Origin of the sequence: Bacillus sp. MMSF_3353, from assembly GCF_030733445.1 — a bacterium.
GTDB lineage: Bacteria > Bacillota > Bacilli > Bacillales > Bacillaceae_G > Bacillus_A > Bacillus_A wiedmannii.
Genome location: NZ_JASHJA010000001.1, coordinates 633,893 through 646,436 on the forward strand (window position 1 = coordinate 633,893; position 12,544 = coordinate 646,436).

Here is a 12,544-nt window from a genome sequence, read left to right on the forward strand (position 1 = left end):
GAATATTGTAATTTGCTAAAATAAAAGTAACTAAATTATAGTAAAAAAGTTTCAGGGGAAGTGTGAAGAGGATGGAAATGTTGATGGGGAATATAGTGAATTTAAATGATACAGCTTATTACAATAATCGAGAATTAAGTTGGTTAGCATTTAATGAACGTGTACTACAAGAAGCGCAGGATGAAACAAATCCGCTCTTGGAAAGGTTAAAGTTTATTAGCATTTTCGGTTCCAATTTAGATGAATTCTTTATGGTACGCGTAGCAGGATTGAAGGATCAAGTGAGTGCTGGGTTTAACCAACCAGAAAATAAGGCTGGCTTAACACCAAAAAAGCAATTAAATAAAATTGCGATAAAGGCCCATGAATTAATGACTGTACAATATGATACGTTTAAAAATTATGTGTTGCCAGCGCTGGAGTTAGAGGGGATTGAACGTTTAACATTCCACGATTTGACGAAAGAACAGAGGGAATTTATAGAAGAGTATTTTGATGAGCAGATTTTTCCAGTCTTAACACCTGTAGCTATTGATGCATATCGTCCATTTCCGATGTTATTAAATAAAAGTTTGAATTTAGCTACTCTTTTATATGATGAGAAACAAGTGGAGGAAGAAAACCGCACGAAGTTAGGAATTGTACAAGTTCCTTCATTACTTGAACGTTTCATATTTTTACCGAGTGAGGGGCAAAAGCATAAATTTATTTTATTAGAAGATGTAATTAGTGGTTTTACTCATAAATTATTTACAGGATATAAAGTATCGTCTGTTACTCGTTTCCGTATTACACGCAATGCGGATTTAACGATTCATGAAGAAGGTGCGAGGGATTTATTAAAGGTAATTGAAAAAGAATTAAAAAAGCGTAAGTGGGGAGCTGCTGTACGTTTAGAAGTTGGCAAAGAGCATATTGATGAAAGAGTATTAGCATTATTATATGAGGTGTTGGAAGTAAAAGATGAAGATGTGTATATAATGGATGGACCATTAGATTTAACATGTCTATTTTCTTTATATAAAAAACTAGCTCCTTTATATGAACATCTAGTATATCCGGCTCTTATTCCGCAACGGCCTCAAGACTTGGGGGATGCGGAAGATGTATTCGAAAAAGCAATTGAGCATGATATTTTATTACATCATCCTTTTGAATCATTTCAGCCAGTAGTTGATTTTGTCCGTGATGCGGCAGACGATCCGAATGTACTTGCAATCAAACAAACATTATATCGAGTAAGTGGGGATTCACCGATTATTCAGGCGCTAAAGGTAGCAGCTGAAAAAGGGAAGCAAGTTACGGTATTAGTTGAATTGAAGGCAAGATTTGATGAAGAAAATAATGTGCATTGGGCTAAAGAATTAGAAAAGGCAGGCTGTCACGTTATTTACGGTGTAAGTCATTTGAAAACACATAGTAAAATTACGCTAGTTGTAAGAAGAAAAAACGGAAAAATCGAAAGGTTCGTACATCTCGGGACTGGAAATTATAATGACGCAACAGCAAAGTTATATACTGATTTTGGGTATATTACATCACGAAAAGACTTTGGGGTCGATGCAACAAATTTCTTTAATTATTTGAGTGGTTATACAACCAAGCCACATTTTCATCATTTATCGGTTGCACCATTTGATATAAGAGAGCAATTTATGGATTTAATAGATGAAGAAATCCGTTATCATAGGCAATATGGAAATGGATATATTATCGCTAAGATGAATTCATTAACAGATAAACCATTAATCAAAAAAATGTATGAAGCATCACAAGCTGGAGTAAAGGTAGAGCTCATCGTTCGAGGAACTTGTTGTTTAAGGCCTGGTATTCCAAATGTAAGTGAAAATATTCGGGTAGTTAGTGTTGTCGGGAGATATTTAGAACATAGCCGAATTTATTATTTCCATCATAATGGAGAAGAGAAAATATACTTATCTTCAGCTGACTGGATGACGCGGAATATGGAGAAGAGAGTAGAAATATCTTTCCCGATATTAGATATTGAAATGAAGGCGAGAATTAAGGCGATTTTACAACTTATATTAGCTGATAATGTGAAAACACGTGAACAGAATAAATCTGGTGAGTACTACTATGTTATTAATAGTAGTACAGAAGAAATTGATAGCCAAGTGAAGTTGTTTAAGATGGCGTATCAAAACACGGATGCTGAATAATGAGAACAAAGTAAAAAAACCTCTTTTTTTAAGAGGTTTTTTTACTTTGTTCTCTACTTATTATACATTCTCTAAATAGAAGGATGCGTAGAGAGAATAGTTTTTATTGTAAGCATGTTAATGGATCAGTTAAGAGAGGGAATAACATTGGTAGAATTGTTGGAGTACATTAATAATAGAATGGTTGTTGACAAGGTCCGCCATAACAAGGATAAGGTGTTGGCGGTGGGAAAGGTGGTGGATATGGTGGGTAATACGGTCTAGGACCGAAAGCTAATGCTCCACCGAGCAGTCCACCAGCAATCCCAGCTAGAAATGGAACACCAAAAAACGGAAAGAAGCGTGAGTCGCCTACTGGACCAATAGGTGCTGAACGGACTGGGATTGGTTGATAATATGGATACATGAACAAACCTCCTTTATTGGACTCATTTTTATCATATGGTAAATGAAACGTGGATGAGCGCGTACAAGAAAGGATATGTAAGAAAATAGGCGAATTATTACGAATGTTGGAGCGTAAAAATTGTAATTTCAGGTTTTGCCATAAATCGGAATGGGACGCGTGTTCTGCCAAGACCTCGATTGACATAGAGAGCTAAATCTTGAATCGTATAGAAACCTTCAACATAGTTTTTAGCAAGTGATGGGGTAATAATAGCACCTAAAAAGGGAATTTGTACTTGTCCGCCATGGCTATGACCAGAAAGTTGTAAGTTAACTGGATATTTAGCGATTTGTGGTGCAATATCTGGCTCGTGAACAAGAACAATGTTATAAGTGTTTTGCCTCGCGTGCTGTAGTGTTTTCTCTATTTTGGGTTTGCCTAGTAGTATATCATCAAGACCGAAAATTGAAATTTCACTATTATCCAGTAGACGAATTCTCTTTTCGCTATTTAGTAGTAGTTCAAATCCAGATTCACGCATGATGTGCTCGTAGTATTCCGTTCCATATCCGCCGTGATCATGGTTACCATAAATAGAAAATTTACCGAAGGGTGCTTGTATATTTTTTAAAATAGATGGAACGAAAGGAGTGTCAGTATATGTTTGATAATTATCAATGAGATCACCAGTGAAAAGAACAATGTCAGGTTTTACAGCATTAATTTTAGAAACGATTTGAGATAAATGTTGGAGAGAGAAATAGTATCCGAGATGTAAATCGCTAAATTGAAGAATCTTCATACCATGAAAACTTTTGGGTATGAGTTGTGATTTAAGTGTATGCTCTGTAAAAGAGAGTAAATGAGGCTCAATATATTTAGCGTAATAGTATCCGATGCTAGTGGTTATAAATGAATATAGACAAGTGCGCATTCCAGCTTTAAAAAAATCTCTTCTTGTAATTTTCTTCATAAAAATATGAGTATACCTATTTAACTTATATCACATGTTTTCGTTACATTTATAGGTTACTCAAATCTCCTTTCAGTTTATTTAAAATATATTTTAAATAATAAAAAAGTAGTATAGATTACGAAAAAAACGAATAAAAAGAAACCTCTTTACGTTAAAATATCAGAAAAGTTTAAAAATATAAAGATTTCTATTAAATAAAATGATAAAATGAATGTGTATTCATTTTTGGGAGGGGATGTATGTGAAAGAAAAGGTAGTTATTATAACAGGTGGATCGAGCGGAATGGGAAAAGGAATGGCGACCCGTTTTGCAAAAGAAGGGGCACGAGTTGTTATTACAGGACGTACAAAGGAAAAACTAGAGGAAACAAAGTTGGAAATTGAACAATTTCCGGGGCAAGTATTACCCGTACAAATGGATGTAAGAAATACTGATGACATTCAGAAAATGATTGAAGAGATTGATGAGAAGTTTGGTCGAATTGATGTTTTAATAAACAATGCAGCTGGAAACTTTATTTGTCCAGCAGAAGATTTATCCGTGAATGGCTGGAATTCAGTCATTAATATTGTATTAAACGGTACATTTTACTGCAGCCATGCTGTCGGAAAATATTGGATTGAAAAAGGCATAAAAGGGAATATCATTAACATGGTAGCAACATATGCATGGGATGCAGGTCCGGGAGTTATTCATTCGGCTGCTGCGAAGGCTGGAGTATTAGCAATGACGAAGACACTCGCTGTTGAGTGGGGCCGTAAATATGGAATACGAGTTAATGCTATCGCGCCAGGACCAATTGAACGTACGGGCGGTGCTGATAAATTATGGATTTCAGAAGAAATGGCTAAGCGTACGATACAAAGTGTTCCGCTTGGAAGACTGGGCACGCCAGAAGAAATTGCAGGTCTAGCTTATTATTTATGTTCAGATGAAGCTGCGTACATAAATGGAACTTGCATGACAATGGATGGAGGACAACATTTACATCAATATCCATTTTAAAAGGGATAAGAAAATGAATGTTTGATTCATATTCTCACGGTTAAATGTGACGGAATTGTGACATGTGAAAGAAAAGTGTTTACAAGAGGTCATATATACGTTATATTTAAGACCTCTTTTTTCTTCATAGTAGAATTGCTAATTCCCCTTAGCATTTTACCCCTCTAATCCCTTCAGGAAAACTGAAGGGATTTTTTATTATTTTTCCGTAAATATCATGTTATAATTTTTGAAAAGTAAAGGGAGGGAAGTACATTGATAGATGCATTAGATGTAATGAGTAACTTGGATAAAGTCCTTCCTTATTATCAAGCTATTTTTAGTGCTGATGAGCATACTGTAATTGGATATGAGGTAGTAGGACGTATTCAAACAGAAGAGGGCATACAAAGTTTAGCTTCTTTCTTTCATGATGATTCTATTCCGAGTGAGTTTCAACTGGAAGCGGATAACATTATAGTAGAAAAAGCTTTAAATCGTTATTTAGAAAGTGATCAAAAACTATTATTATTCATACATCGGAATGCTAACGTATTAATGAACGATGATGATGAAAGTTTACTTCAACTTTTATTGATGTATGAAGAGCAAGGTTTAAATTTGAAACACATTGTTTTAGAAATTACAGAACATGAATGTAAAGAAGATATAGAGCAATTTAATCATTTGCTTATGTATTATCGTACATATGGTATTCAAATTTCGATTAATAAAGTCGGAACGGGTACAAGTAATTTAGAACGTATTAGCGTGTTAGCACCGGATATTTTAAAAGTAGATTTAACAAACTTAAGGCAAACTGCACTTTTACAATCTTATCAAGATATTTTATATTCTTTATCATTACTTGCTAGAAGAATTGGTGCAACATTGTTATATGAAGAAATAGATGCTTTTTATCAACTACAATATGCTTGGAAAAACGGTGGTAGATATTATCAAGGGAATTATTTGAAAGAGTGCTTACCTGATTTTATTGAAACGAATGTTTTGAAAGAACGACTTGGTAATGAGTGTCATCAATTTATTCAACATGAGAAGAAGAAATTACAAAAAATTTATAATTTAACAGAAATGTTACGTGATCGAATTGGTGATGTTCTAGCCAAACAGAAAAAGAATGAAGATATAAATGATTGGTTATTACAATTTAGCCAAAGTGTATCACAGTGTAGTTTCCGCATATTTATTTGTAACGAAGATGGTTTCCAACAATCAGGAAACGTTATAAAAAAAGATGGGGAATGGATTGTGATGCCTGAGTATTATATGAAGAACTGGAGTTGGCGTCCGTATTTTCTAGAAAATATTATGAAAATGCGTTTTGAGAATAAGGCAAGACTTTCAGATTTATATGCTGATATTGAAACCGGTGAGATGGTACGAACATTTTCCTTCCCAATTGATGATGAAAACTTTTTATTTATAGATTTATCGTATGAATATTTATATGAAGAAGATGTTTTATTTTAATGCACGAAGAGATTCGTGCATTTTTTGTTTGTTTTTATCATAAATTGGTAATAGTGAAAATGGTGATGAAAATGCTGTCTATCGTTGTAAAGATTTTACGAACGAAACCACCCCTGTCTTTGCATAATCATTGTTACAATGAATACTACAAAGACAAGTTTTCTTAAAAGGAAGGTGAAAAAATGAGGAAATATGGAATATGGTTAGTTCTATTTGTATGCGTTGCCTTTCTAGTTGGTTATAGTGTCACAACTGTTTTAGGAAAAGAGGAAGTGAAAGTCGATCGGGAAGAAGTGTTTACAACGATACAAAAGGGCTATGAAACCCAATTTTCAATTCGTGGGAAGCATTTGCCGATGAATAAGATGATAGAAACGTTATCACCATATTTTACAGAGAATTTCCTTCAAGTATTTACAGATGAAAATAGTAGAAGTGATAAACAAAGTGGTGAATATTTACTTCCAGCAAAAGAAGCGCCGTTTTCTTTTCATTCAGAAACGAAAATGTCATATGATGAAGAGCATAAAATTTTATATGTATATGAGCGGGCGAAAAGTGGACAATATCAAATTGTAACATTGCAAAGAGATCAAGGGAAATGGAAATTGGCCGGATATCATGAAAGCCAAGAACTTTTAACTGAAATAAAACGATTACAACAATTATAAAGTGAAACTGTAATTGGTGGGGGATGTTTATCTCTCACTGATTAATAGCTCGCACCAATCGGGCTATTACTGCCCACAAATAGTGGGATAAAAATAAGAATAGGTCTTTACCTATTCTTATTCAATATTGAGTAGCTGTTGTAATTTTTCAATTTGAAAACCAGCAACAACTTCTCCATCAATTACAACTGTTGGAGTTGAATACGAATCATAGTCGTATAAAAGACGATTGCGTGCAGCAGCGTCTTTTTTTACGTCAAATTCTTCATATACAACGTTATTATGCTTTAAAAATTCTTTCACAATGACACATGGCGGACAATCAGGTTGTGTGTAAACCTCAATTTTTCTCATTGTAATTCCTCCTTTTTTCTGTTTTTTATTATATTCTTCCAGTATAAAAATCGCAATAAAGAAGGGAAAAGATATTCTTTCTGTTTTTTCCTTCGCATTTCGACAAATTTTTAGTTGAGTTTCTGGCCAATAACCTTTATCCTAGACTGTGGAACATTTTTTCTGTTATGACGGATAGAATGAGTATAGCTGTAAAACCTATTGGTAGGAAGATCAGAGAAAGGAGAGATTTCATGTCTCTACTCCAAGGAATTTTAACTCGACTTGTTAGTCTACAAGAACAAGCTGAAAGCGGTGAAGTAGCACAACGCTATTTTGAAGTGAACGGTGAGCGCAAATGTAGCGTGAAATTTTTCGATAAAAGTGAAATGTATGAGTTAGAAGTGTATCAACAAGGTGAAAAACCTCAAGTGTATCAATTCGATAATATCGATATGGTTGCAATTGAGATTTACGATATCATTTCTTGATACATATAAAAAAGGTGTTGCCATATGGCAACACCTTTTTTAGTTCTATTACTTTTTAGCATATATGTATAGGGAGTTTTCATTTTTCCTACAATGGTAATAAAGTGAAATTGTAATCAGTGGGGCTTCTTCGTCCTATACTGAATATTAGTCATCACCAATTGGTTGTTTACAGATAGCAAAAGCGAGATAAAAATAACGAGGAGGTGTGTTGTATGGAACGTTTACCAGTTGTGCTTTGTCCTAAATGTCACAATTCTGCTGAGATTATTCATGTATTAACAGCTCAATCGAATCAAAATGTAATTTATACGTGCCAAGTTTGCCATTATGTAATTCGAAATATTGAAACGAATAAAGGATAGGAAGTTATAATTTTTATTTTTGTCCCATACAATGAGAATACGAAAAGTCTGTCTAATTGAAAGGACGTGACTATGTGGCCGGTGAACATACATTTTATAATGTTTCAGAGAGACATTTAAATTTTGATATGGTCTTTAGCCGTATTTGTAGTTTCATTGAAAAGGATCCACGAAATTTATATCGCTTATCCATTGGGACAGACTCACAAGCACATCAAAAGGATACGAGGTTTATTACGGCAATTCATATTCATCGCGTTGGAAAAGGTGCCTGGGGGTGTTTACACCATAAATCAGTGAAAGATAAGCCAGCAAATTTACGTGAGAAAATATATTTAGAAACGCAGTTTAGCCAAGAGATCGCATGCCTATTTACTCCAAATCATATACAAACAATATGGGATTTATTGCATCCATATGCTCAAGAGGGAGCTGGATTTATAATGGAAATTCACTTGGATATCGGAAATGATGGTTTAACAAAAGAATTTATTCTAGATATGACAGCGAAAATTCAAGCGATGGGATTAACTGCAAAAATTAAGCCAGATGCTTATGCGGCGTTTAGTTATGCAAATCGATATACGAAATAAAAAACAATTTTTATATATCCTTTGCTAAAAACTGAATATTACATCTATTAAATAGGTTGGAAATTATATATAATAAGAGTAACGATGCGAGTATAAGGAGAGGGGTATATGAAAAGGGAATTTGTTTTAACAGAAGAAGAAGAGAGTTTGTTACTAGATATTCTATTTCAGCAAAATTATGCGAGTGAAATTTTAGCTGTGGAAATTACAGATATTGAGAATGGTTTAAAACAGACAGATGTGACACAATATAAAAAAATCACAAGGTTATTTTACAGATTAAAAAATAAGGGGTATTAAGCGCTACCGGGATGGTAGTCTTTTTTTTGTGTTGTATGCTAAAATAGCTGTGTAATTTTGTTTTTATTGAAATAAAGTAAGGACAAAATAATAATATGAAAACGCTGTCATAAAATATGAATAGATTCGGTGATTAAAAGTAGGAAAATGGGGGATGTAATATGATTAGTATTCCGAAAGACGAGTTTCAACAAATTTTTGTGAAAGATTTAATGATTTCATCAGAAAAAGTAGCACATGTCCAAATGGGGAATGGTTTAGAGCATGCTTTACTCGTTCTTGTGAAATCTGGATATTCGGCGATACCTGTTTTGGACCCGATGTATAAATTGCATGGGTTAATTAGTACTGCTATGATTTTAGATGGTATGTTAGGGTTAGAACGTATTGAGTTTGAAAGACTTGACGAAATGAAAGTAGAACAGGTGATGAAGGAAGACATTCCGGTTCTTAAGTTAGAAGATTCGTTTGCAAAAGCTTTAGAAATGACAATTGATCATCCTTTTATTTGCGCTGTCAATGAAGATGGGTATTTTGAGGGGATTTTAACACGTCGGGCTATTTTAAAATTGTTGAATAAAAAAGTAAGGCAACATAATCGATAATGTGAGAAAAGTGACTTCATAGAAGCGGAGAAGTCACTTTTTTTTCGTGCATATCAGTTGTGTATGTATTATATTTAAAAAGATAAAAAATATAAGAGTATATAGTTAAATTAAGGATGAAAAGCTTATTGAGATAAGGTGTATGGAAGCTAAGGAAAGAGGGAGAAAGTTGCAAATTGATGATTTTCAAATGATGGTTGTGTTAGCTCAGGAATCAAATATGAGAAAAGCGGCGGAACGTTTATTTGTTTCACAACCTGCGCTTAGTCAACGATTACAATCTATGGAGAAACAATGGGGAATGAAGTTTTTTATTCGCTCACAAAAAGGATTGACAATTACACCTGAAGGGGAAAAAGTCGCAAATTATGCAAAAGAAATGCTGCAAAAGGAAGAGGATATTAAAAGTGAGCTAGCTGTTTTTAGAACAGAAACTCACGGAACGTTAAAAATAGCTGTTGCATCAGTTATTGGTCAATATTGGCTTCCTCCTGTTTTGAAGAAGTTTGTACATAAATACCCTTCTGTGAAAATATCGCTGTTTACTGGCTGGAGTAGTGAAGTACAAAAGCAATTTTATGAAGGGGACGTTCATGTTGCTATATTGAGAGGAACACAAGAATATAAAGGTCAGAAGCAACAATTATTTGAAGATGAACTTTATTTAGTGGATAAAGAAATAAAAGATATTACGATGTTAAAAGAAACAAATAGACCATTTATTCAATTTAAAAGTGATTCGACTTATTATGGACAAATACAAAATTGGTGGTATGGTTTATTTTCTAATCCACCTAAGAGAACAATTGTGGTTGATCAAATTGAGACTTGCAAGCAACTCGTTTTAAATGGTATAGGTTATGCTCTTTTACCTTCTACTGTTTTAAAAGAAGTACAGGAAAATATGTATAAAACACCTGTTCAATTAACGAGAGAAACATGGTTATTGACGAGTGAATCGGCCAGACAATTGAAGCAAGTAAGGGCATTTTTAGAAATTATAGAAGAAATTCAAATGGAAAAATAGGATTATTATCTTGCTACTCGCTCTATCGTTTGGTAGAGTAACATTATAAATGGATTTAGGAGGCAACAAGAATGAAAATGATGGACGCTAACGAAATTATTTCGTTTATTCAAAAAAGTGAAAAGAAAACTCCTGTAAAGGTATACATAAAAGGGGATTTAAAAGAAGTAACATTCCCTGAAACGGTACAAGCATTTGTAAATAAAAAGTCTGGTGTATTATTTGGAGAATGGTCTGAAATTAAGACAATTCTTGATGAAAATAGCAAGCACATCGTTGATTACGTTGTTGAAAATGACCGTCGTAATTCTGCAATTCCAATGCTTGATTTAAAAGGTATTAAAGCTCGTATTGAGCCAGGCGCGATTATTCGTGATCACGTTGAAATCGGCGACAACGCTGTTATTATGATGAATGCAACAATTAATATCGGTGCTGTAATTGGTGAAGGTACTATGATTGACATGAACGCGGTACTTGGTGGACGTGCAACTGTTGGTAAGAACTGTCACGTAGGTGCAGGTGCAGTACTTGCAGGTGTTATTGAGCCGCCTTCAGCAAAACCAGTTATCGTTGAAGATGATGTTGTAATTGGTGCAAACGTAGTTGTGTTAGAGGGAGTTACAGTAGGTAAGGGTGCAGTTGTAGCAGCAGGAGCTGTTGTAACAGAAGATGTACCTCCATATACAGTTGTTGCCGGTACTCCAGCACGTGTAATTAAAGAGATTGATGAGAAGACAAAAGCAAAAACTGAAATTAAACAAGAGCTTCGTCAATTAAACCCAGAGAAATAAACACAAAAAAAGCGTAAGAGCATAACAGGCTCTTGCGCTTTTTATAGATAGAGGTGCAAAAATGGCAGTAAGCAAATTCGTTCAAATTCGTAGAGACTTACACAAAATACCGGAAATTGGATTTAAAGAGTGGAAAACACAACAGTATATTTTAGATTACATAGGAACGCTTTCGAATGAATATGTGGAAGTGAAAGTATGGAAAACGGGTGTCATTGTTAAAGTAAATGGAAAAAATCCAGAAAAAATTATCGGTTATCGCGCAGATATAGACGGTTTACCAATTACCGAAGAAACTGGATATGAGTTTGCTTCTATTCATGAAGGAATGATGCATGCATGTGGACACGATTTGCATACAACAATCGGTTTAGGCCTTCTAACAGCAGCTGTAACAGAAAGAATAGATGATGACCTTGTGTTTCTATTCCAACCAGCTGAAGAAGGGCCAGGAGGGGCTCTTCCTATGTTAGAGAGTGAAGAGTTAAAAGAATGGAAGCCGAATATAATTCTTGGTCTTCATATTGCACCTGAATACGCTGTAGGAACAATTGCCACAAAAGAGGGGCTATTATTTGCAAATACATCAGAGTTATATGTTGATTTGAAAGGGAAAGGTGGACATGCAGCCTACCCGCATACTGCAAATGATATGATTGTAGCGGCAAGTCACCTTGTTACACAACTTCAATCCGTTATTAGTCGTAATGTGAATCCTCTTGATAGTGCAGTGATTACAATCGGAAAAATAACAGGTGGTACAGTTCAAAATATCATAGCAGAAAAGTCTCGGTTAGAAGGAACGATTCGAACTTTATCAGTGGAATCAATGAGGCGTGTTAAAAGTAGGATTGAGGCAATTGTTGCAGGTATAGAAGCTTCCTTCCAATGTGAAGCTGTTATTGACTATGGAGCGATGTATCATCAAGTATATAACCATGAAGTATTAACGAGAGAGTTTATGCAGTTTGTAAGTGAACAAACTGATATGAATGTAATTACATGTACTGAGGCAATGACAGGGGAAGATTTTGGTTATATGCTTCAAGAGATTCCTGGATTTATGTTTTGGCTTGGGGTAAATTCAGAATATGGTTTACATCATGCAAAATTAAAACCAGATGAAGAGGTTATTGAGAAAGCTATCGCATTTTTAGATCAATATGTAAAGTGGAAAGGAACTAGAAAGTAAACTCGCTCGCCAACTTTGAAAAAACTTACAGTGGGTACTTGTTAGTTCCAAGACGAAAACATCTTTCATATTTGTTTTGGATACACATGGGCATACAAATGGATAAAGTAATGAGCAGCGGTTTTGAGCCGCTGCTCATTATTCATTATC

At 34.4% G+C, this 12,544-nt stretch carries 15 protein-coding genes; 12 read left to right on the top strand and 3 right to left on the bottom strand.

Features of this window, described 5'->3' with window-relative positions:
* Positions 1-71: 71 nt before the first annotated feature.
* Complete coding sequence (locus tag RBB48_RS03455) at positions 72-2,180, top strand: polyphosphate kinase (protein ID WP_088064322.1); 2,109 nt, start codon at positions 72-74, stop codon at positions 2,178-2,180.
* A gap of 169 nt (positions 2,181-2,349) precedes the next feature.
* Here RBB48_RS03455 and RBB48_RS03460 read toward each other — a convergent pair whose 3' ends face one another.
* On the bottom strand, positions 2,350-2,586 hold the full coding sequence (locus tag RBB48_RS03460; protein WP_000283744.1) for a hypothetical protein: 237 nt from the start codon (positions 2,584-2,586) through the stop codon (positions 2,350-2,352).
* Between the two features lie 97 nt (positions 2,587-2,683).
* Entirely contained in the window at positions 2,684-3,541 is an 858-nt protein-coding gene (locus tag RBB48_RS03465; RefSeq protein WP_048546146.1) for a metallophosphoesterase, read from the bottom strand.
* 244 nt (positions 3,542-3,785) lie between these two features.
* On the opposite strand from RBB48_RS03465, the gene fadH reads away from it, so the two are divergent.
* The 3 genes from fadH to RBB48_RS03480 all read left to right on the top strand — a co-directional run bounded on the left by fadH (position 3,786) and on the right by RBB48_RS03480 (position 6,694).
* Positions 3,786-4,550: a 2,4-dienoyl-CoA reductase gene (gene fadH / locus RBB48_RS03470; RefSeq protein ID WP_000660912.1), complete on the top strand. Its 765-nt coding sequence runs from the start codon at positions 3,786-3,788 to the stop codon at positions 4,548-4,550.
* A gap of 255 nt (positions 4,551-4,805) precedes the next feature.
* Entirely contained in the window at positions 4,806-6,023 is a 1,218-nt protein-coding gene (locus RBB48_RS03475) for an EAL domain-containing protein (RefSeq protein WP_097889650.1), read from the top strand.
* 182 nt (positions 6,024-6,205) lie between these two features.
* Positions 6,206-6,694: a DUF3993 domain-containing protein gene (locus tag RBB48_RS03480; RefSeq protein ID WP_001233813.1), complete on the top strand. Its 489-nt coding sequence runs from the start codon at positions 6,206-6,208 to the stop codon at positions 6,692-6,694.
* Positions 6,695-6,811: 117 nt separating this feature from the next.
* Here the strand turns inward: RBB48_RS03480 and RBB48_RS03485 are convergent, their stop codons facing one another.
* The gene (locus RBB48_RS03485; RefSeq protein WP_001225788.1) at positions 6,812-7,048 is read right to left on the bottom strand and encodes a glutaredoxin family protein; all 237 of its coding nucleotides are present in this window, start codon (positions 7,046-7,048) and stop codon (positions 6,812-6,814) included.
* Positions 7,049-7,281: 233 nt separating this feature from the next.
* Here RBB48_RS03485 and RBB48_RS03490 point away from each other — a divergent pair, with 233 nt between their 5' ends.
* From RBB48_RS03490 to RBB48_RS03525, 8 genes are all read left to right on the top strand, one after another.
* Positions 7,282-7,518 carry a YkuJ family protein gene (locus RBB48_RS03490; RefSeq protein WP_000055151.1) on the top strand — a complete coding sequence of 79 codons (237 nt, stop codon included), beginning with the start codon at positions 7,282-7,284 and terminating at the stop codon, positions 7,516-7,518.
* A 215-nt stretch (positions 7,519-7,733) separates the two neighbouring features.
* A complete protein-coding gene (locus tag RBB48_RS03495; RefSeq protein ID WP_087985092.1) occupies positions 7,734-7,883 on the top strand; it encodes a hypothetical protein in 150 nt (49 codons plus the stop codon).
* A 74-nt stretch (positions 7,884-7,957) separates the two neighbouring features.
* The gene (locus tag RBB48_RS03500) at positions 7,958-8,476 is read left to right on the top strand and encodes a ribonuclease H-like YkuK family protein (protein WP_097889651.1); all 519 of its coding nucleotides are present in this window, start codon (positions 7,958-7,960) and stop codon (positions 8,474-8,476) included.
* 108 nt (positions 8,477-8,584) lie between these two features.
* A complete protein-coding gene (abbA, locus tag RBB48_RS03505; RefSeq protein WP_048546142.1) occupies positions 8,585-8,776 on the top strand; it encodes an antirepressor AbbA in 192 nt (63 codons plus the stop codon).
* Positions 8,777-8,937: 161 nt separating this feature from the next.
* A complete protein-coding gene (gene cbpB, locus RBB48_RS03510) occupies positions 8,938-9,381 on the top strand; it encodes a cyclic-di-AMP-binding protein CbpB (RefSeq protein WP_000623572.1) in 444 nt (147 codons plus the stop codon).
* A gap of 142 nt (positions 9,382-9,523) precedes the next feature.
* A complete protein-coding gene (locus RBB48_RS03515; protein WP_002008407.1) occupies positions 9,524-10,408 on the top strand; it encodes a transcriptional regulator CcpC in 885 nt (294 codons plus the stop codon).
* Between the two features lie 71 nt (positions 10,409-10,479).
* A complete protein-coding gene (dapD, locus tag RBB48_RS03520) occupies positions 10,480-11,202 on the top strand; it encodes a 2,3,4,5-tetrahydropyridine-2,6-dicarboxylate N-acetyltransferase (RefSeq protein ID WP_000783245.1) in 723 nt (240 codons plus the stop codon).
* A gap of 61 nt (positions 11,203-11,263) precedes the next feature.
* Complete coding sequence (locus tag RBB48_RS03525; protein ID WP_000301171.1) at positions 11,264-12,394, top strand: N-acetyldiaminopimelate deacetylase; 1,131 nt, start codon at positions 11,264-11,266, stop codon at positions 12,392-12,394.
* Positions 12,395-12,544 lie beyond the last annotated feature (150 nt).

Bases quoted from the DNA above. Each gene is read 5' to 3' on its own strand.
- RBB48_RS03495 (WP_087985092.1), top strand. From the start codon at position 7,734: ATGGAACGTTTACCAGTTGTGCTTTGTCCTAAATGTCACAATTCTGCT.
- RBB48_RS03525 (WP_000301171.1), top strand. From the start codon at position 11,264: ATGGCAGTAAGCAAATTCGTTCAAATTCGTAGAGACTTACACAAAATA.
- dapD (WP_000783245.1), top strand. From the start codon at position 10,480: ATGAAAATGATGGACGCTAACGAAATTATTTCGTTTATTCAAAAAAGT.
- abbA (WP_048546142.1), top strand. From the start codon at position 8,585: ATGAAAAGGGAATTTGTTTTAACAGAAGAAGAAGAGAGTTTGTTACTA.
- RBB48_RS03490 (WP_000055151.1), top strand. From the start codon at position 7,282: ATGTCTCTACTCCAAGGAATTTTAACTCGACTTGTTAGTCTACAAGAA.
- RBB48_RS03460 (WP_000283744.1), bottom strand. From the start codon at position 2,586: ATGTATCCATATTATCAACCAATCCCAGTCCGTTCAGCACCTATTGGT.
- RBB48_RS03455 (WP_088064322.1), top strand. From the start codon at position 72: ATGGAAATGTTGATGGGGAATATAGTGAATTTAAATGATACAGCTTAT.
- RBB48_RS03515 (WP_002008407.1), top strand. From the start codon at position 9,524: ATGGAAGCTAAGGAAAGAGGGAGAAAGTTGCAAATTGATGATTTTCAA.
- RBB48_RS03465 (WP_048546146.1), bottom strand. From the start codon at position 3,541: ATGAAGAAAATTACAAGAAGAGATTTTTTTAAAGCTGGAATGCGCACT.
- cbpB (WP_000623572.1), top strand. From the start codon at position 8,938: ATGATTAGTATTCCGAAAGACGAGTTTCAACAAATTTTTGTGAAAGAT.
- RBB48_RS03485 (WP_001225788.1), bottom strand. From the start codon at position 7,048: ATGAGAAAAATTGAGGTTTACACACAACCTGATTGTCCGCCATGTGTC.
- RBB48_RS03480 (WP_001233813.1), top strand. From the start codon at position 6,206: ATGAGGAAATATGGAATATGGTTAGTTCTATTTGTATGCGTTGCCTTT.